This is a genomic window from Lelliottia sp. SL45 (assembly GCF_026672535.1).
GTDB classification, from domain to species: domain Bacteria; phylum Pseudomonadota; class Gammaproteobacteria; order Enterobacterales; family Enterobacteriaceae; genus Enterobacter; species Enterobacter nimipressuralis.
The window spans coordinates 3,345,698-3,363,299 of record NZ_JAPPRH010000003.1; the positions used below are offsets into that span (position 1 = coordinate 3,345,698).

21 protein-coding genes are annotated in these 17,602 nt (G+C 55.2%); 7 read left to right on the plus strand and 14 right to left on the minus strand.

Going from position 1 to position 17,602, the window contains the following annotated elements; translation table 11 throughout:
* Positions 1–20: 20 nt before the first annotated feature.
* The 5 genes from OVA10_RS22190 to rpsF form a co-directional block, all read right to left on the minus strand.
* Positions 21–956, minus strand: a complete 936-nt coding sequence (locus tag OVA10_RS22190) for a DMT family transporter (protein ID WP_268196810.1) — start codon at positions 954–956, stop codon at positions 21–23.
* A gap of 151 nt (positions 957–1,107) precedes the next feature.
* Complete coding sequence (gene rplI / locus OVA10_RS22195; RefSeq protein ID WP_059179941.1) at positions 1,108–1,557, minus strand: 50S ribosomal protein L9; 450 nt, start codon at positions 1,555–1,557, stop codon at positions 1,108–1,110.
* A 41-nt stretch (positions 1,558–1,598) separates the two neighbouring features.
* A complete protein-coding gene (rpsR, locus tag OVA10_RS22200) occupies positions 1,599–1,826 on the minus strand; it encodes a 30S ribosomal protein S18 (RefSeq protein WP_000135199.1) in 228 nt (75 codons plus the stop codon).
* A gap of 4 nt (positions 1,827–1,830) precedes the next feature.
* Positions 1,831–2,145 (minus strand): primosomal replication protein N, encoded by a 315-nt coding sequence (gene priB, locus OVA10_RS22205; RefSeq protein ID WP_100777875.1) that lies wholly within the window; start codon positions 2,143–2,145, stop codon positions 1,831–1,833.
* Between the two features lie 6 nt (positions 2,146–2,151).
* The gene (gene rpsF / locus OVA10_RS22210) at positions 2,152–2,547 is read right to left on the minus strand and encodes a 30S ribosomal protein S6 (RefSeq protein ID WP_100777876.1); all 396 of its coding nucleotides are present in this window, start codon (positions 2,545–2,547) and stop codon (positions 2,152–2,154) included.
* A gap of 341 nt (positions 2,548–2,888) precedes the next feature.
* Here rpsF and yjfY point away from each other — a divergent pair, with 341 nt between their 5' ends.
* On the plus strand, positions 2,889–3,164 hold the full coding sequence (gene yjfY / locus OVA10_RS22215) for a DUF1471 family protein YjfY (protein WP_100777877.1): 276 nt from the start codon (positions 2,889–2,891) through the stop codon (positions 3,162–3,164).
* A 78-nt stretch (positions 3,165–3,242) separates the two neighbouring features.
* Here the strand turns inward: yjfY and OVA10_RS22220 are convergent, their stop codons facing one another.
* From OVA10_RS22220 to ulaA, 6 genes are read right to left on the minus strand one after another with little or no spacing between them, the layout of a single operon-like run.
* Entirely contained in the window at positions 3,243–3,929 is a 687-nt protein-coding gene (locus tag OVA10_RS22220) for an L-ribulose-5-phosphate 4-epimerase (RefSeq protein ID WP_268196811.1), read from the minus strand.
* A complete protein-coding gene (locus tag OVA10_RS22225; RefSeq protein ID WP_181827221.1) occupies positions 3,916–4,782 on the minus strand; it encodes an L-ribulose-5-phosphate 3-epimerase in 867 nt (288 codons plus the stop codon). Before OVA10_RS22225 ends, OVA10_RS22220 begins: the two co-directional genes overlap by 14 nt.
* A 9-nt stretch (positions 4,783–4,791) precedes the next feature.
* Entirely contained in the window at positions 4,792–5,442 is a 651-nt protein-coding gene (ulaD, locus tag OVA10_RS22230) for a 3-keto-L-gulonate-6-phosphate decarboxylase UlaD (protein WP_100777880.1), read from the minus strand.
* Positions 5,443–5,454: 12 nt separating this feature from the next.
* Positions 5,455–5,922, minus strand: coding sequence for a PTS ascorbate transporter subunit IIA (gene ulaC / locus OVA10_RS22235; RefSeq protein WP_268196812.1), 468 nt, complete (start codon positions 5,920–5,922; stop codon positions 5,455–5,457).
* A gap of 9 nt (positions 5,923–5,931) precedes the next feature.
* Complete coding sequence (ulaB, locus tag OVA10_RS22240) at positions 5,932–6,237, minus strand: PTS ascorbate transporter subunit IIB (RefSeq protein ID WP_100777882.1); 306 nt, start codon at positions 6,235–6,237, stop codon at positions 5,932–5,934.
* Between the two features lie 15 nt (positions 6,238–6,252).
* Positions 6,253–7,650, minus strand: coding sequence for a PTS ascorbate transporter subunit IIC (gene ulaA / locus OVA10_RS22245; protein WP_123429617.1), 1,398 nt, complete (start codon positions 7,648–7,650; stop codon positions 6,253–6,255).
* Between the two features lie 359 nt (positions 7,651–8,009).
* Between ulaA and ulaG the strand changes: the two genes are divergently transcribed.
* Both ulaG and ulaR read left to right on the plus strand, forming a co-directional pair.
* Complete coding sequence (gene ulaG, locus OVA10_RS22250; RefSeq protein ID WP_107702393.1) at positions 8,010–9,074, plus strand: L-ascorbate 6-phosphate lactonase; 1,065 nt, start codon at positions 8,010–8,012, stop codon at positions 9,072–9,074.
* Between the two features lie 111 nt (positions 9,075–9,185).
* A complete protein-coding gene (gene ulaR / locus OVA10_RS22255) occupies positions 9,186–9,941 on the plus strand; it encodes an HTH-type transcriptional regulator UlaR (RefSeq protein ID WP_100777885.1) in 756 nt (251 codons plus the stop codon).
* Here ulaR and yjfP read toward each other — a convergent pair.
* Positions 9,938–10,666, minus strand: coding sequence for an esterase (yjfP, locus tag OVA10_RS22260; RefSeq protein ID WP_268196813.1), 729 nt, complete (start codon positions 10,664–10,666; stop codon positions 9,938–9,940). The two genes, ulaR and yjfP, sit on opposite strands and share 4 nt — an antisense overlap.
* A 138-nt stretch (positions 10,667–10,804) precedes the next feature.
* On the opposite strand from yjfP, the gene bsmA reads away from it, so the two are divergent.
* The 3 genes from bsmA to OVA10_RS22275 all read left to right on the plus strand — a co-directional run bounded on the left by bsmA (position 10,805) and on the right by OVA10_RS22275 (position 13,662).
* Positions 10,805–11,134: a biofilm peroxide resistance protein BsmA gene (gene bsmA / locus OVA10_RS22265; RefSeq protein ID WP_100780773.1), complete on the plus strand. Its 330-nt coding sequence runs from the start codon at positions 10,805–10,807 to the stop codon at positions 11,132–11,134.
* A gap of 136 nt (positions 11,135–11,270) precedes the next feature.
* On the plus strand, positions 11,271–11,558 hold the full coding sequence (yjfN, locus tag OVA10_RS22270; RefSeq protein WP_100777887.1) for a DUF1471 family protease activator YjfN: 288 nt from the start codon (positions 11,271–11,273) through the stop codon (positions 11,556–11,558).
* A 172-nt stretch (positions 11,559–11,730) separates the two neighbouring features.
* The gene (locus tag OVA10_RS22275) at positions 11,731–13,662 is read left to right on the plus strand and encodes a methyl-accepting chemotaxis protein (RefSeq protein WP_100777888.1); all 1,932 of its coding nucleotides are present in this window, start codon (positions 11,731–11,733) and stop codon (positions 13,660–13,662) included.
* Here OVA10_RS22275 and OVA10_RS22280 read toward each other — a convergent pair.
* Positions 13,659–15,281, minus strand: coding sequence for an isovaleryl-CoA dehydrogenase (locus tag OVA10_RS22280; protein WP_268196814.1), 1,623 nt, complete (start codon positions 15,279–15,281; stop codon positions 13,659–13,661). The two genes, OVA10_RS22275 and OVA10_RS22280, sit on opposite strands and share 4 nt — an antisense overlap.
* A gap of 191 nt (positions 15,282–15,472) precedes the next feature.
* On the opposite strand from OVA10_RS22280, the gene OVA10_RS22285 reads away from it, so the two are divergent.
* Positions 15,473–16,762 (plus strand): MFS transporter, encoded by a 1,290-nt coding sequence (locus OVA10_RS22285; protein WP_181827213.1) that lies wholly within the window; start codon positions 15,473–15,475, stop codon positions 16,760–16,762.
* 83 nt (positions 16,763–16,845) lie between these two features.
* Here OVA10_RS22285 and rlmB read toward each other — a convergent pair whose 3' ends face one another.
* Positions 16,846–17,577: a 23S rRNA (guanosine(2251)-2'-O)-methyltransferase RlmB gene (rlmB, locus tag OVA10_RS22290; protein ID WP_095280487.1), complete on the minus strand. Its 732-nt coding sequence runs from the start codon at positions 17,575–17,577 to the stop codon at positions 16,846–16,848.
* Between the last annotated feature and the right edge of the window lie 25 nt (positions 17,578–17,602).

Here is a 17,602-nt window from a genome sequence, read left to right on the forward strand (position 1 = left end):
ACACTGGCCGGGCGTTCATATCAGGCGGTTTTTTTGGCCTTATTCACCCACCAGATCCCCGAACAGACCAGCACCAGCGCGATAGCGTATTTGATCTCCAGAATGTTTTCCCCGAGGAAAATGGCGGACAGCACAGTACCCGCAACGGGAATGACAAAGTTAAAGGGGGCTATCATGCTGACGCGATTTACTTTGAGCAGCATACTCCACAGTGCAAAGGCCACGGACGAGAGCAGCGTCAAATAGCCGAGAACGGCCACCGCAGCCGTGCTGTGCACTTCCAGCCGCCCACCCGTCGAGTAGCCCCCTACCACCAGCACCAGCCCGCCAATGGCCAACTGCCACCCGGTCATCACCGTGGGATCGACGGTTTGCGAAATACGTTTCCCGTACAGCGTGGCTGCCGAGAGGATGAACGCCGCCAGCACCACAAAACCATCGCCGTTCCAGACAAAGTGAAAATCCAGTAATCCGCTGTTGAAATTCACCAGCATCACGCCCGCAAAGCCCAGAATACAGCCGATGGTTTTGTTATAGCTGAGTTTGTCGTTTTGATAGATAAAGTGCGCGAGCAGTACGCTGAAGAAGGTTCCGGTCGCATTCATGATCGACCCTTTCACGCCGGTCATGTACGCGAGGCCCACATAGAAGAAAACGTACTGGATTGACGTTTGCGTCAGGCCCAGCAGGCTCAGCTGCCCAAACTGCTGTGGCGTGAGCCGGGCGATGGGTTTGCGTTGCGCGAGGGCAAACATCAGCAGTAGCAGGCCTGCAAAGAGAAAACGGTAACCGGCAAAGACCACTTTCGACGGAATATCGTCGGTGGCGATCTGAAAAAGTTCGTAGCCGCTTTTGATCGCCGGATAAGAGCTTCCCCACAGCAGACAGCAGAGCGTGGCGCTGGCGTAGGCGATATTCTTACGGGCAAACAGGGATAAGGGCTGAGAGGCATCCATAGCAAATCTCAAAGATAAAATAGCGTTTCAATTATTATCAGGGATTGCGACGGGAATAGCTACCATACAAGTTGAGAGGTGTGATTCTGGCGGGGCTAAAAAACAAAACGCCGGCACAAGGCCGGCGCTTAGACGCTAACTAAGTAAAAAATTACTCAGCTACAACGTTAACAACCAGTTTAGCGAACACTTCGCTGTGAACCTGGAAGTCCACTTCGTGCTCACCAGTGGTACGCAGAACGCCGTTCGGCATGCGAACTTCGCTCTTAGCCACTTCAACGCCAGCTGCAGTTACAGCGTCAGCGATGTCGCGGGTACCGATAGAACCGAACAGTTTACCTTCGTCGCCAGATTTAGACGCGATGGTAACGGTGCCCAGTGCATTGATTGCTTCAGCACGAGCGTTAGCAGCCGCCAGAACGTCAGCCAGTTTGGCTTCCAGTTCAGCACGACGTGCTTCGAAAAACTCAACGTTTTTCTTAGTAGCTGGAACAGCTTTACCCTGTGGAACCAGGAAGTTACGTGCGTAACCCGCTTTAACGTTAACCTGATCACCCAGGCTGCCCAGGTTTGCTACTTTATCAAGCAGAATAACTTGCATTACCTTATCCTCTTAAAGTCGTATTAATGGACCGTGCCCGATTACTGATGACGATCAGTGTACGGCAGCAGGGACAGGTAGCGAGCGCGTTTGATAGCGCGAGCCAGCTGACGCTGATATTTTGCACGAGTACCGGTGATACGGCTTGGGACAATCTTACCGCTTTCGGTGATGTAGTTTTTCAGCGTTGCGATATCTTTATAGTCGATCTCTTGAACGCCTTCCGCGGTGAAACGGCAGAACTTGCGACGACGGAAATAACGTGCCATATGGCTAGTCTCCAGAATCTATCAAATCAATCTGCTCGGCATGCAGAACCATTTTGCTCAGGCCGTTCTTTGCCTTGTGGCAAGAGATGAACCCCTGAACGGTGACTGCACAGCCGACCGTTATACTGTGAGTAATGGCCTGGTTTTCGTGTCCGCTAATAATAACGGGCATTTGGCACCACGCCTGCCGGTGAAACCCGGCTTCCTCCTGCACAGAACGATGCTCAAGCACGAACTGGCAATGAGGAATTCCTGATGGGCTGACCTTACGAAGGGGGGTCCTGCACACGGTACCGGACAACACCAGACGGTTGGTCATCAGAAATTACTCTTCAGAATCCCCAGCATCAGAATCATCTGCGGTTTCGTTTGCGAAATCATCGCGACGCTCACGGCGCTCGTCTTTCGCTTTAACCATCGGAGATGCTTCGGTAACTGCGTTCTTAGTACGCATTACCATGCTGCGGATAACGGCGTCGTTGAAGCGGAAGTTAGTTTCCAGCTCATCGATCACTTCCTGCGGAGCTTCAACGTTCAGCAGAACGTAGTGAGCTTTGTGCAGTTTGTTGATCGGGTAAGCCAGCTGACGGCGGCCCCAGTCTTCCAGACGGTGGATCGTACCTTCTGCTGCAGTGATTGCACCAGTGTAACGTTCGATCATACCCGGAACCTGTTCGCTCTGGTCAGGATGGACCATAAAAACGATTTCGTAATGACGCATCGAATTGCTCCTTACGGATTATTCAGCCTCCTGTCTGGGTCAGCCGCGGCCCATGGAGGCAAGGAACGTGTTAAAGGGCGGCCGAAAAATTGACGCGTCATTCTAATTGCGAACCCCCATAAACTCAAGCTGATTGCACAAATAATTCGCACAAAGCGTAAAGCTGGCCTAAGTGGATGATTTAAAATTAGACACATCGGAAAGCGCTACTTTTTTGAACAACAGCATCAGAAATGGTCGCCATTCCCCACACTATTAGCGATTACACTTTAATCAGACCCTATCCCAGGCGAATAAGGAGAGGAAAACCGTACACAGCACGCAGTCGTGGAGCGCATATCATGAAAAAAATCGTAATAGCCATTCTGGCTGCGCTTTTGCTCAGTGCAAACGCGATGGCAGCCATCAAGATCGACGGTCGACAGGCCAGAAATATGGATGATGTGCAGAGCTTAGGCGTAATTTACATAAACCATAACTTCGCCACCGAAAGTGAAGCAGATCAGGCGCTGAATGAAGAGACTGATGCATCGGGCGCAAAGTACTACCACGTCATTTTGACCCGTGAGCCCGGTAGCAACGGCAATATGCATGCAAGCGCAGATATCTATCGATAAGACTTTGACGCTAGCACCAGGAAAGCCAAAACGAGAACATAGCCATAGTTTGACTTGCCCCCTGCCCGGGGGCTTTTTTTATTTCTGCCCGTAATAAGCATGAGGGCCATGCTTGCGCAGATAGTGCTTGTTCATCAAATAGCGATCAATGGGCTGTAGCTGCGGATTGATTCCGCGCGCAATCCACGCCATCTTCGCCACCTCTTCCAGCACCACCGCGTTGTGCACCGCCTCGTGAGCATTTTTGCCCCACGCAAACGGGCCGTGCTGCCAGACGACAATCCCCGGCGTATGCAGCGGCTCGCACTCGCCTATCGTCTCGATAATGACCTTGCCCGTATTCAGCTCATATTCACCCTGTACTTCTGCTTCGGTTAATGCCCGGGTACAGGGAATATCACCGAAGAAATAGTCTGCGTGCGTGGTACCGAGTGCCGGGATAGCGAGCCCGGCCTGCGCCCAGGCTGTCGCATGGGTGGAGTGGGTATGCACCACGCCGCCGAGGGTAGGATAGCGGCAGTACAGCGCCAGATGGGTTGCCGTATCCGAGGAAGGGTTCCATTTCCCCTCGATAACGTTACCCTCAAGATCCACTACCACCATATCCTCTGGCTGCATAACGTCATACGCCACCCCGCTTGGTTTGATGACCATCCGCCCGCGCACGCGGTCGATAGCACTTACGTTGCCCCAGGTGAATGTCACCAGGCCGTAGCGCGGCAAATCCCTATTCGCGTCATAGACCTGCTGTTTAAGCTGTTGCATGAGCCGCCTCCCGCAATCCCGCCCGCGCCATACGCTCGCAAACCCAGTCGCGCGCTTTCGCCACTTCGGCTAGTGGGTCGTCTGCCGTTTCGCTCCACATCTCAATCAAATAAGGCCCGCAATAACCGCTCTGTTTGAGTGTCCGGAAGCACTGTTCGAAATCCACCACCCCGGTGCCGAACGGTACGTTTTTGAATACGCCGGGACGTGTGTCTTTGACGTGAACCGCTACGATATGCCCGCAACCAGCCTGCAACTCCATTTGTACGTCGTTATCCCACGCCGAGAGATTGCCGATATCAGGATAGATCTGGAACCACGGATTATTGAGATAGTGTGCGTAGCCTAGCGCTTTGCTGATGGAGTTCATCAGCGGGTAATCCATGATCTCCATCGCCAGCGTCACCTGGGCACGGCTGGCCATTTCTACGCTTTGCTTCAGCCCCTCACGAAAGCGACGCCGCGTTTCGTCATTGGCCTCCTGATAATAGACGTCATAGCCCGCCAGCTGGATGACGCGAATCCCGACATCCTGCGCGAAAGTGATGGCTTTACGCATGATCTCCAGCCCCTGGGCGCGAATCGGGTCATCTTCGCTGCCCAGCGGAAAACGGCGGTGCGCACTTAAGCACATTGACGGCACCCGCACGCCCGTTTCCGCCACCGCATTGACCAGCGCCAGCCGCTGTTCACGGCTCCAGTCGAGACGCGCGAGACGAAGATCGGTCTCATCCACCGACATTTCAACAAAATCGAACCCCAGCTGACGCGCCAGTTGCAGGCGCTCCCGCCAGCACTCCCCGGCAGGGAGTGCTTTTTCGTAGATCCCGAGCGGGACCTGTTTCGATAACATATCCGCTCCTTATCCCCACAGCTGGGCGATGGAGCGTTTAAACTGACGCGCAGCCTCTACCGGTGAAACCGCATCACGAATGCTGCGCCCGGCAATAAAGACGTGAATCGGAATGCCTTTAAACAGCGGTAAATCCTCCAGCGCCAGGCCGCCGGTCACCGTCACTTTGAAGCCCATCTCCGAAAGACGTTTAATTGCGCTGATATCCGCGTCGCCCCAGGCCACACCAGCGGCCTGCGCGTCGCGGCTGCGGTGATACACCACCTGCTGAATGCCCGCATCACGCCACTCTTGCGCCTGCTCCCAGGTCCAGTAGCCGGTCAGCTCAATCTGTACATCGCCATTGAATTCGTTTGCCACTTCCAGCGCGCCTTTGGTGGTGTTGATATCGGCACAGCAAATCACCGTCACCCAGTCTGCGTTCGCTTCAAAACACATGCGGGAGAGAATTTTCCCGGCGTCGGCGATCTTGGCGTCGGCCAGTACGATTTTATGCGGGTATAGCGCTTTCAGGTCACGGACGGCGCGAACACCTTCCCCGACGCAGAGAATGGTGCCGACTTCGATGATGTCCACCTCTTCCGCAATCAGACGCGTGGTTTCATACGCATGGGCCATCGTTTGGTTATCCAGTGCGACCTGCAACATCGGTAATGACATTTCACTTCCCTCTTATACTGCCGCCGCAGTGGCGTGATCGATTAATTCCAGCACTTCCTGCTCGGTACGGCAGGTGCGTAAACGGTCGAAATTGGCTTCATCATCAAACAGATTAACGATCTGCATGATGCCCACCTCCTGGTGAGTCGTCGCATCGACTGCCGCCAGGGTGATCAGGATATCGATCGGATCGTTATCCTCATGGTTAAACACCAGCGGCGACTTCAGCGTCACCAGCGCAAAGCCGGTTTTTTTAACGCCCTCTTCCGGGCGGCCATGCGGCATAGCCAGACCCGGTGCGATAACAAAGTACGGGCCGTGCTGCGCCACGCCGTCGAGGATGGCCTGGTAATAGCGCGGCTCAACCACATCGGCGTTAACCAGCAAATCGACGCCCAGTTTGACGGCGTCCTGCCAGGTGCTGGCCTCGGCCTGAAGCAGGATGGAATGGTTCTCCGCCAGCGAATCTCGTAATTTCATGACGCGTCCTTATTTGATATCACCAGGGAAGTGCGCTTTGATGACCTCCATCAGCTTCGGACCAAAATCGGCAGCAGAGAGCATGTTGCGCACGCCCACCACATATTTATTGCCCGTCACCGTGATCTCCCCTGCGATATGCGTGGAGGCAATAATCACATCCGCCCCGCTCAGCTCGCTTTTGTATTCGCCCACGGCACAGCTATTTACCGAATGATCAACGCCCTGCCCGGTGAGAAACTGGTCCACTTTCATTTTCATGATCATGGAGCTGCCCTGTCCGTTACCACACACTGCCAGAATACGTACGGTCATAATCAAAACTCCTTATTAAGCAGACTGCTCTGCCAGTTGTTTCTCTGCGTCTTCTTCAGCGCGAAGTGCGCGTCCGGCGAAGACCATATAAACCAGTGCAATCAGGATAATGATGGCCATAAATGCGAGCCCGATGGAGGCGAAGCCCTGCATCATCGGCGGCGCCAGAATCGACCAGTCGGCCATGCCCATCCAGGCGCTCATGCCGGTCAGTTTGACCGCCCATACGCAGCCGAAGATTTCGATCATCCCCATCACCAGACAAATTTTCAGCGCCGCGCGCCAGCCGCCGAAGTGGTTAGCAAACACGCCGATGGTGGCGTTAGAGAAGAACATTGGGATAAAGCCGGGAATGATCAGAATGGAGGAGCCGCAGCCGACCAGAATGCCAACGGCAATCAGCTGGCCGATGGTGCCCCACATAAAGCCCCACACCACGGCGTTCGGCGCGAAGCTATAGATTGCCGCACAGTCGATCGCCAGAACGGCACCGGGGATCAGGCGCTGAGAGATACCGTTGAAGGCTTCGGAAAGTTCAGCCACAAACATGCGCACGCCCTGGGTGATGATGAAAATCGCCACCGCGAACTGGAAGCCCGTTTGCAGAATGTAGATACTCCAGTGGGTTTTGCCGGCCATCGCCTGCACAACGTCAATGCCGAAGGAGAGCAGGATCGCGCCAAAAAAGAGGGTCATGACGATGGCGGTGGAGACAATATTGTCGTGGAAGATATTCAGCCAGCCGGGCAGTTTGAGATCTTCAACGCTCTCCTCTTTCTTACCGAGGTACGGCGCAACTTTATAGGCAATCCAGGAGGCGAACTGCTGCTGGTGACCAATTGAGAAACCGCAGCCGTCAGTCACTTCCTGCGTCGGTTTGTACATCATGTTGGAGGTGATACCCCAGTAGAGCGACACCAGCACTGCCGTGCAGATAATAGTGGTCCACATCGGGTAGCCGAAGATATAGAAGAAGACGGCGATCAGACCCGCCTGCTGGAACATGATGTGCCCGGTGAGCATTATGGTGCGAATGCCGGTAATACGCCGCAGCAGGACGAACGTAATGTTCAACGCCAGCGCGAGCAGCACCGCATATCCTACCCAGCTGTACGCCTCGCCCATGCGTTCAATGGTCGCCATCATCGAGGCGTAGGTGTCAGAGATGGCACCGTTAATGCCATAAACTTCCGACATTTTGGCGACAACAGGCTTGAACGTGCTGGTTAATATACCTGACCCTGCCTGCAGCAACATAAACCCGATAATCGTTTTGATGGTGCCTTTCACAATTACGCTCGCGCTTTTGCGTAACAGGATATAGCCGAGGCAGGTCACAATACCCAACAACAGCGGCGCGTTGGTCATTACCTGGTTGAAGAAAACGGTAAAGACGCTGTAGAGGATTTCCATAACACACTCCAGAAAGTGAGGGTACGAAGGATAAACTGCGTACAAGAAGTGCCCTCACTCTAGTAATCACAAATAATCACCACAAGATTGCATTTGATTATTTGTGACGCGTCACGCAAATTATTTCCCTGCACTTTATAGTGATTTTCATTCAGCATCCACCACGTCAAATTTTTCTTTTAATTTATACAATTAACCAAACAAGCTAATAATTAAGCCTGTTTGCACGCCCGCGCCAGGCATCCATGTCCGATCCATCAATCAGTAAAATCACCATTGCAAAGCTGATTTAATGGTGACAACATAAATCATAACGCGTCACATTGTGATTAATTATGATTGAAACAGGGAGTCAAACGATGAGTAAAGTAAAATCCATCACCCGCGAATCATGGATTCTGAGCACTTTCCCGGAATGGGGTAGCTGGCTGAATGAAGAGATCGAACAGGAACAGGTCGCACCGGGCACCTTTGCGATGTGGTGGCTGGGTTGCACCGGGATTTGGCTGAAATCGGAGGGCGGCGCAAACATCTGTGTCGATTTCTGGTGCGGGACGGGCAAGCAGAGCCATGGCAATCCGCTGATGAAAGCTGGCCATCAGATGCAGCGCATGGCTGGCGTCAAAAAATTGCAGCCGAACCTGCGCACCACGCCGTTTGTGCTGGATCCGTTCGCGATTCGTCAGATCGATGCCGTGCTCTCAACCCACGATCACAACGATCATATCGACGTGAACGTAGCAGCAGCGGTCATGCAAAACTGCGCCGACGATGTGCCCTTTATTGGGCCACAAACCTGCGTGGATCTGTGGATGGGTTGGGGTGTGCCAAAAGAGCGCTGCATCGTGATGAAGCCCGGCGACGTTGTGAAAATCAAAGACATTGAGATCCATGCCCTCGACGCCTTTGACCGTACCGCATTGATTACTCTGCCTGCCGACCAAAAAGCGGCTGGCGTGCTGCCAGACGGCATGGACGAGCGCGCGGTGAACTACCTGTTCAAAACGCCTGGTGGATCGCTCTATCACAGCGGCGATTCGCACTACTCCAACTACTATGCGAAGCACGGCAACGAGCATCACATCGACGTAGCGCTGGGATCGTACGGGGAAAACCCGCGCGGTATCACCGATAAAATGACCAGCGCCGATATGCTGCGCATGGCGGAAGCGCTCAACACCAAAGTCGTGATCCCGTTCCACCACGATATCTGGTCAAACTTCCAGGCCGATCCACAGGAGATCCGCGTCCTGTGGGAAATGAAAAAAGATCGTCTGAAGTATGGCTTCAAGCCGTTTATCTGGCAGGTCGGCGGCAAATTTACCTGGCCGCTGGACAAAGATAATTTCGAATACCACTACCCGCGTGGTTTCGATGACTGCTTCACGATAGAACCCGATCTGCCGTTCAAATCGTTCCTGTAGTGGCGGAACTCAGGTTGCCAGGCGAGTCGCCTGGCAATTCTCTCATTTGCTTAGTATTTTCAGGCTATTTCAAATATCATCTTTTAAAATCAATTTATTTCGGAATAGCTCATGACGGAAGCGCAACGGCATCAAATTTTACTGGAACTCCTGGCGCAAACCGGCTTTGTCACCGTCGAACAAGTGATTGATCGCCTGGCAATCTCCCCAGCCACGGCGCGGCGTGATATCAACAAACTGGATGAGAGCGGGAAGCTCAAAAAAGTACGCAACGGTGCCGAGGCGATCAGCCAGCAGCGCCCGCGCTGGACGCCGATGAATATCCATCAGGCGCAGAATCATGATGAAAAAGTGCGTATTGCGCGGGCGGCTTCGCAGCTGGTGAATCCGGGGGAAAGCGTGGTGATCAACTGCGGCTCCACGGCCTTTTTACTGGGCCGCGAGATGTGCGGGAAGCCAGTGCAAATCATCACGAACTATCTGCCGCTGGCCAATTACCTGATCGACCAGGAGCATGAAAGCGTGGTGATCATGGGCGGCCAGTACAACAAAAGTCAGTCCATCACCCTCAGCCCACAGGACAGCGAAAACAGCCTGTATGCCGGGCACTGGATGTTTACCAGCGGTAAGGGCCTGACTGCCGACGGGCTGTACAAAACCGATATGCTGACGGCGATGGCGGAGCAGAATATGCTAAACGTTGTCGGAAAACTGGTGGTACTGGTCGACAGCAGCAAAGTAGGCGAGCGCGCCGGCATGCTGTTCAGCCGGGCAGAACAGATCGACATGGTGATCACCGGCAAAAACGCTAACCCTCAGATCCTGCAAAAACTGGAGGATCTGGGTGTCACCATTCTTCGCGTTTAGAGATGCTTTTGGAAAAAACCGGTCGTGGCATCCAGCGCCGTGGGCGTGATGCGATGCCCCACGCCTGCTTCCCACAGGCAGGTCAGGTTTTTATCCAGCCCCTCACGCAACAACGCCTGCTGTAATCGGAATGTCTCGGCGGCAGGCACAATATCGTCTGCTTCGCCGTGCCAGAGCAGCAGAGGGCGGTCTGCCAGACGCGGTAAGGCGTGTGTCACGTCCCACTCCGCGAGGGTTACCAGAACGCTTTCAACGTCCTGCGCCTGTGGCGGAAAGAGGGTCTGCGACAGAGAGGTAAAGTATCCCGACCCCATCAGGCTCGCTACGCATTTTACCTCCGGGTGGCGCGCCATAATGCCCAGCGCGGTCATGCCGCCCATCGACGCCCCCGCGACGGCAAGACGTTCATCGGCCACCAGCCCCGCCGCATAAAGCGCATCGCGAAGCCCAGCGAACTCCGCCAAACTGCCGTGTAATATTTGCCAGAACTGCCCTAACCGCGCCTGTTCATCACCCGTAAACCGCGCCCCGTGCCGGGGTGCATCCGGCATCACCACGCGAAAACCCGCCTGCGCCAGCGCGACGGCAAAATAGCTGTAAACCAGTTTTGATGAGGTAAACCCATGATAAAAAATAATAACGGGTAAAGGTTGCTCACTTAACCCAGCCGGGAAAGCGTGTAGAATTTCATGGTCGCCAAGCCGCTGTGTCTTAAGTTCAATCATCGTCGATCCTCTTTCTAATGGGTGATTCATAATCTTGAGAACTGGATTACGCTTTCACGATATTTTCATTCGAAAATGACGTCACAGATAACAGTTTGGGAACATTCCCCCAAAATGAAATTCGCAGACATCTACACTATGGCTATCAGGAAACGAGATATGGTTATGCGCAGGTTCGCTGCTTTATTGCTGGTGCTGCTGTTAACAAGCTGTAGCGTGCTGGAAGGAACACCACAGCCCGCCCCGGCCGCCACCAGTTATCCTCAGGAAATTCGTCGTAATCAGACCGAAGGATTACAACGTATGGGTACCGTCAGTGTGCTGGTTCGTGGCTCACCGGCGGATGCGGAGGATGCAATAAAAGCGAAAGCTGTCGCCGCAAAAGCAGATTACTACGTCATTATTATGGTGGATGAAACCATTATTACCGGACAGTGGTACTCGCAAGCCATTTTGTATCGCAAATAACTGTCAGGATTTAAACGACATTTACACTGCTTTGCGTCCATAGACGTTTTCCTGTCCACAATAAACTCCATGCCTGTGACAATGGAAGTGAGTTTATTTGCGAAGGATTGCCCGGCGGATACCGGAGACATGTGAAATGGAGCTGACAATGAAACGATCTCTTGCTTTGACCTCACTGCTGCTCTCAGCGGGGCTGATGAGCACAACCGCGCAGTCAGCCGAATTTGCCAGCGCTGATTGTGTCACAGGCTTAAATGAAATTGGCCTTATCTCCGTGAATAACATTTCAGGGAGCCCGCAAGACGTGGAACGTGTGATTGCATTTAAAGCGGATGAGCAGGGTGCTTCGTGGTATCGCATTGTCCAGATGCAGGAGGACCGATACGCCGACCAGTGGCGAGTACAGGCTATTCTCTACGCCTGACAAGCCTCCGATAAAAGCCACTTAATTTTAGTGGCTTTTGTATTTTTACCCATCTATTATCTTTAACGTTACCAAACAGAGACATCAATGTAACATTTTGTTACATAAAGTTGATAAATGTTAGCGCCGCTCTGCCGTTGAACTGCCATACCTTTTCAACAATGAGCAATTTATGATCAACTTTTTCCGCCGTTCAGGCCTTGGCGCAAAGCTATCGTTACTTACCGGCGTGAGTGTCGCAACGCTCTTTCTGCTGTTCACTTTTCTTCTGAGCCATAAAGCCAGCCAACAGCTGGAAGCACTGGCGGTGGAAGATCTTCATAACCAGTCCACCGGCATCGTGGATATGGTGCAGATGTTTAATACCAGCCTGAGTGAAGAAGTTGAGAGTTACACTAAACTCTTCGGCACCTTTCTGCCCCAGCCGCTTAGCATCGATCCCGGTCAGCTACGCGCCATCAATGGCCAGAACGCCCCCTTGCTGAAAGGCGGCGATACCGAACTGCATGAAAACAACAGCTTCTCCGACGACTTTCTGAGTCGTACCGGCGCGATCTCAACCTTGTTTGTCCGCAGCGGCAACGATTTTGTACGCGTGGCAACCTCCCTGCGCAAAGAGAACGGCGAACGTGCGATCGGTACCGTGCTGGACAACTCCAGCGCCGCCTTCAACGCCGTCACCAAAGGCGACGTCTATCGCGGCCTGGCCCTGCTGTTTGGCAAGCGCTACATCACTCAGTACCAGCCGGTTAAAGATGCGAGCGGTCAGGTGATTGCGATCGTGTTTGTCGGCGTAGATATCAGCCATTCCTGGAACGTAATGCGCGATAAAATTCTTAATCGCCGCCTGGGCGACAGTGGCCACTTTTACGTCCTGGATCGCAGCAACGGCAAAACACGCGGGCAGTATCTGTTCCACGCCAGCGAAGAGGGCCAACTCCCAAAATGGGATAGCGCACTCCAGCAGCAACTGCTGAGCGGAAAAGAGGGCACCGTCGAGCGCATCAGCGACGATGGCCGCACGCTGAAAATGGCCTATACGCCGCTGCCGGGCTGGAACTGGACGATTGTCGGTGAAGTGGATAAATCCGTACTGCTGGCGAACGTCAACGCCTTACGTGACCGCTTCCTGCTGGCAGGCGTCGTGCTCTCGGCGCTGTTCGCTGCCGCGTTTGTCATTATCATTCGCCGCTGGTTAACCCGCCCTCTGCGCGATGTGATTCACCTTGCCCGCCAGTACGCCGCAGGCGATCTGCGCGCCGAACTGCCCGTCAGCCGTCAGGATGAAGTGGGGCAACTGATCGGCGCGATTAACGGCATCGGCGGCGGGCTTCAGCAAATCGTGCACCAGGTGCGCGAAGCCGCAGGTGAGATTCACCTTGGCACCAACGCACTGGCAGCCGATGCGGGCGAAATCTCCGGGCAGATCAACAAACAGGCCAGCAGCGTTGAAGAAACCTCCGCGAGCATGGAGCAACTGGCCGCCACCGTGCAGCAAAATGCGGCGAACATGGAACAAACGCAGCAGCTGGTACGGGAAACATCGCGCGCTGTTCATCACGGTGGGGAAACGGTCGGTAACGCTGTCGCCACCATGGATGATATTCGCGACGCATCGAAACGTATCGAAGATATCACCCGCGTGATTGAGTCCATCGCGTTCCAGACCAATATTCTGGCGCTGAACGCTGCAGTAGAAGCCGCGCGCGCCGGTGAACACGGCAAAGGTTTTGCGGTGGTGGCGCAGGAGGTCCGGGCGCTGGCCGCGCGCAGTGCAAACGCCGTTAAAGAGATCGAGCAGCTTATCGGCGACACGCTGAAAAAGGTAAGCGAGGGCCACCAGCTGTCCGAGCAAACCCGGCAGGCGATGGACTCGATCATCGTGCATATCGATAACATCAACCAGCTGGTCACGGAGATTAACCACGCCTCGCACGAGCAGTCGGCGGGGATCCGTCAGGTCAATCTGGCGATGACCCACATCGGCGAAGCGACACATATTAACGCCGACCGCGTATCGCGCAGCGAGCAAACCGCACACACGCTGCGCGAGAAAGGCTCACACCTGACCGAGCTGGTGAGCCTGTTCCGCCTGAAGGGTTAACCGACTCGCCCCGTGGCGCGCAGCAGCAGGTCGTTTTGCACCTGTTCGCTCAGCAGCGAGCCGCCGCGGGGATCCAGCATCATGCGACACCAGGCTTGCGCCACCGGCGGCGAGGCATGTCGCAACATCTGCGCCCCGGCCCCCAGCAAAAAGAGCTGCTGGGTAATTTCCCGGCCCTGAGCCTCCTGCGGTTTACGCAGTTTTTGCTGCAGCTGCCGCCAGCCACGATCAAAATGACGATCCTGACCTTTCACCTGCGCGAAGTCCTCGTGCAGCACATCAACAATGCCCGAATGTTTCGTCAGCACCCGCAGTACATCCAGGCACATGATGTTGCCCGACCCTTCCCAGATGCTGTTCACCGGCATTTCGCGGTACAGGCGCGGCAATTCGCTCTCTTCGCAATACCCGGCACCGCCCAGCACTTCCATCGCCTCGGCGACAAAGGGAATTCCGCCTTTGCACACGCTGAATTTCGCTGCGGGCGTAAAGAGCCGTGCCCATGCAGATTCTTGCGGATCGTCCCGGCGATCCCAGGCGCGCGCCAGGCGGAACAGCAGCGCCGTTTGCCCTTCGAGCTGAAGCGCCATCCGGCTCAGCACATCGCGCATCAGTGGCTGGTCGATAAGGTTTTTGCCAAATGTCTGCCGCTGATGGGCATGATACAACGCGGCCGAGAGCGCGCGGCGCATCAGCCCGTGGCTGCCCAGTGCACAGTCAAAGCGCGTCAGGCCGCCCATCTTCAGGATCTGGCGCACACCCTCGCCCTCTTCGCCTAATAGCCAACCGGAGGCGTTCATAAACTCGACCTCACTGCTTGCGTTCGACCGGTTACCGAGCTTGTCTTTCAGGCGTTCCAGCCGGACGGCGTTGCGCTGCCCGTCAGGCAGAATGCGCGGAACGAAAAAGCACGACAGCCCTCCGTGAGCCTGAGCCAGCACCAGATGGGCATCGCTTTGCGGCACAGAGAAAAACCATTTATGTCCTATCAGCCGATAACTGCCGTCGCTGCACTTCTCTGCCCGCGTGGTGTTGCTCAGCACATCGGACCCGCCCTGCTTTTCGGTCATTCCCATACCGATGAGCAGCCCACGCTTTTGCGCGCCAGACGCCAGATGCGGGTCGTAGCGATCGCTCAACAGCGGCGAGAGCCAGTCGTGGAAGGGTTTGGGAAGGGATTGCTGAAGTAATGGCGTGGCGGCGAAGGTCATGGTGATGGGGCAAAGCGTTCCGGCCTCAACCTGAGCATGAAGCACAAACCGCGCGGCGCGGGCGACAAACGCCCCTTTACGCGCCTCCTCCTCCCACGCCAGATTGTGGACCCGATTAGCGCATAGCCCCTGCATCAGCAGATGCCACGCCGGATGGAAGCGCACATCGTCCAGCCGCTCCCCGCGCGGATCGTAACGTAACAGTTCTGGCGGATTGGCGTTTGCGAGGCGACCCAGCTCCAGCGACTCCGCCGTTCCGAGCTGCTGGCCGATGCTGGCGAGAAATTCGCTGTCCCATTCCGCCCCTTCGCGTGCCACCGCCTCACGCAGCGCGCAATCGGACAGAAAAAGATTGCTGTTCGACAGGGGTACAGGCTGATTGAAAACCGTGTGTGTCTGCCAGTGCATATGTCTCCCTCCTTCAATGGCAATGAAGGTAAGTATGGACAGACTGCACAACGGCTGCATGGGAGTCGGGTCACAAGGCGACGATCTGATTGAAATCATTCGTGAAACAGGTCACACAATATAAGAATAAACTATTTCACGTCGGCCATTCTGTTGAATAATTTATTCTCATCTTCCGAGAGAGAATCATTATGCAATCTTCCCAACGTGCGCCGGATGCGCACAAGCGCGCTTTAATTGCAGGTTCGATTGGCAACTTCATCGAATGGTATGAATTCGCGGTGTACGGTTTTATGGCGACCGTCATTGCGAAGAACTTCTTCCAGCTGGAAGGTGAAGCGGGGATGACCAGCCTGATCCTCACCTACGCCTCATTTGCGATCGCGTTCTTCTTCCGCCCGCTGGGCGCAGTCGTTTTTGGCCGCATCGGCGACCGCATTGGCCGTAAGCCGACGCTGATTATCGTGCTGGTGCTGATGACGCTCGCGACGGCCGCTATCGGCATGGTGCCGGTTTACGCCAGCATCGGCATTGCCGCACCGCTGATCATTACCGGGCTGCGCATTTTGCAGGGCCTGTTTGCGGGCGGCGAGTACGGCGGGGCCGTGTCGCTGATGACCGAGTTCGCTCCACGCGGCAAACGGGGGCTTTACGGCGCATGGCAATCCTTTACCGTGGCACTTGGGCTGCTGGCAGGCGCTGGCATCGTCGCACTGCTCTCGGTTGTGATGACGCCGGACGCGCTGCATGACTGGGGCTGGCGTATTCCGTTCTTCCTCGCGCTGCCGATGGGCGTGGTCGCCCTGTGGCTGCGCGTCAGCATGGAAGAGACGCCGAGTTTTGTGCAGCAAAAGGAAAAACCGGTTGTCGCCGAAGCGCACACCGCTGCCACGCTGAAAGCGATTGTGATGGGGATTGGCCGTGTGATGGTCTGGTCAGCCGCCGGGTATACCTATCTGGTGATCATGCCGACCTATCTGCAATCCGCATTGCATACGGGCTTTAACCAGGCGCTGCTGATTGCGGTGATTTCGAATATCGGATTTGCGCTGACGATTATCCCGTCAGGAATACTCAGTGACCGCATCGGGCGACGCACGGTGATGGTGATGGCGACCGCGCTGCTGCTGATCCTCGCCCTGCCGCTGCTGAAAATTTTGCAGGCGGAATCCAGTACCCTGGCGGTGAAAGCGATTGTGGTGTTAATTGCGGGCGGTCTGGTGGGGATGCTCGCGGGGCCAGGGCCTGCGATGCTGTCGGAGATGTTCCCGACGCGCGTGCGCTATACCGGGCTGGGTCTGGCCTATTCGCTGTCTAACGCCATTTTCTCTGGCTGCGCGGGGTTGATTATCACCGGGTTGATCAAGCAGACGGGGAATCTGGATATTCCAGCGTATTACGTGATGGCGACGGCGGTGGTGAGCATTGTCGCGCTGATGACGTTGAATAAAGATGACCATTTGCGGTCTTTAGAAGAGTAGTGTTTGGCCGGGTGGCAGTTCGCCTTACCCGGCCTGGACGTTTTTGTAGGCCCGGTAAGCGAAGCGCTACCGGGCACAAAAAATCACCCGCGCTGACGCACCGCTTCGAACAGGCAAATACCTGTTGCCACAGACACGTTCAGAGACGAGACGCTGCCCGCCATCGGAATGCTGATCAGCTCGTCGCAATGCTCGCGCGTCAGACGGCGCATCCCTTCCCCTTCAGCACCCATCACCAGCGCCATACGGCCGGTCATTTTGCTCTGATAAAGGGTATGGTCTGCTTCGCCAGCGGTGCCGACAATCCAGATGTTCTCTTCCTGCAGCTGACGCATGGTGCGCGCCAGGTTGGTCACGCGGATCAACGGCACGTTTTCCGCCGCGCCACAGGCGACTTTCTTCGCCGTAGCATTGAGCTGCGCAGAACGGTCGCGCGGCACAATCACCGCATGCACGCCTGCCGCATCTGCACTACGCAGGCATGCGCCAAGGTTGTGCGGATCGGTCACGCCGTCGAGGATCAGGAAGAACGGGTTATCGAGCTGGGCGATCAGATCCGGCAGATCGTTTTCCTGATACTGACGGCCCGGTTTCGCACGCGCGATAATGCCCTGGTGAACGGCACCCTCGCTTTTTTCGTCGAGGAACTGGCGGCTCGCCAGCTGAATCACCACGCCCTGGGCTTCCAGCGCATGGATCAGCGGCAGCAGACGTTTATCCTCGCGGCCTTTCAGAATATACACTTCCTGAAAACGCTCCGGAGCGCGCTCCAGCAGGGCCTGCACCGCATGGATGCCGTAAATCATTTCACTCATTGATGGTTCTCATTAATTGCTTTTG

Coding starts and splice junctions, on each gene's coding strand:
- OVA10_RS22190 (WP_268196810.1), bottom strand. CDS start 956: ATGGATGCCTCTCAGCCCTTATCCCTGTTTGCCCGTAAGAATATCGCC.
- rplI (WP_059179941.1), bottom strand. CDS start 1,557: ATGCAAGTTATTCTGCTTGATAAAGTAGCAAACCTGGGCAGCCTGGGT.
- rpsR (WP_000135199.1), bottom strand. CDS start 1,826: ATGGCACGTTATTTCCGTCGTCGCAAGTTCTGCCGTTTCACCGCGGAA.
- priB (WP_100777875.1), bottom strand. CDS start 2,145: ATGACCAACCGTCTGGTGTTGTCCGGTACCGTGTGCAGGACCCCCCTT.
- rpsF (WP_100777876.1), bottom strand. CDS start 2,547: ATGCGTCATTACGAAATCGTTTTTATGGTCCATCCTGACCAGAGCGAA.
- yjfY (WP_100777877.1), top strand. CDS start 2,889: ATGAAAAAAATCGTAATAGCCATTCTGGCTGCGCTTTTGCTCAGTGCA.
- OVA10_RS22220 (WP_268196811.1), bottom strand. CDS start 3,929: ATGCAACAGCTTAAACAGCAGGTCTATGACGCGAATAGGGATTTGCCG.
- OVA10_RS22225 (WP_181827221.1), bottom strand. CDS start 4,782: ATGTTATCGAAACAGGTCCCGCTCGGGATCTACGAAAAAGCACTCCCT.
- ulaD (WP_100777880.1), bottom strand. CDS start 5,442: ATGTCATTACCGATGTTGCAGGTCGCACTGGATAACCAAACGATGGCC.
- ulaC (WP_268196812.1), bottom strand. CDS start 5,922: ATGAAATTACGAGATTCGCTGGCGGAGAACCATTCCATCCTGCTTCAG.
- ulaB (WP_100777882.1), bottom strand. CDS start 6,237: ATGACCGTACGTATTCTGGCAGTGTGTGGTAACGGACAGGGCAGCTCC.
- ulaA (WP_123429617.1), bottom strand. CDS start 7,650: ATGGAAATCCTCTACAGCGTCTTTACCGTTTTCTTCAACCAGGTAATG.
- ulaG (WP_107702393.1), top strand. CDS start 8,010: ATGAGTAAAGTAAAATCCATCACCCGCGAATCATGGATTCTGAGCACT.
- ulaR (WP_100777885.1), top strand. CDS start 9,186: ATGACGGAAGCGCAACGGCATCAAATTTTACTGGAACTCCTGGCGCAA.
- yjfP (WP_268196813.1), bottom strand. CDS start 10,666: ATGATTGAACTTAAGACACAGCGGCTTGGCGACCATGAAATTCTACAC.
- bsmA (WP_100780773.1), top strand. CDS start 10,805: ATGGCTATCAGGAAACGAGATATGGTTATGCGCAGGTTCGCTGCTTTA.
- yjfN (WP_100777887.1), top strand. CDS start 11,271: ATGGAGCTGACAATGAAACGATCTCTTGCTTTGACCTCACTGCTGCTC.
- OVA10_RS22275 (WP_100777888.1), top strand. CDS start 11,731: ATGATCAACTTTTTCCGCCGTTCAGGCCTTGGCGCAAAGCTATCGTTA.
- OVA10_RS22280 (WP_268196814.1), bottom strand. CDS start 15,281: ATGCACTGGCAGACACACACGGTTTTCAATCAGCCTGTACCCCTGTCG.
- OVA10_RS22285 (WP_181827213.1), top strand. CDS start 15,473: ATGCAATCTTCCCAACGTGCGCCGGATGCGCACAAGCGCGCTTTAATT.
- rlmB (WP_095280487.1), bottom strand. CDS start 17,577: ATGAGTGAAATGATTTACGGCATCCATGCGGTGCAGGCCCTGCTGGAG.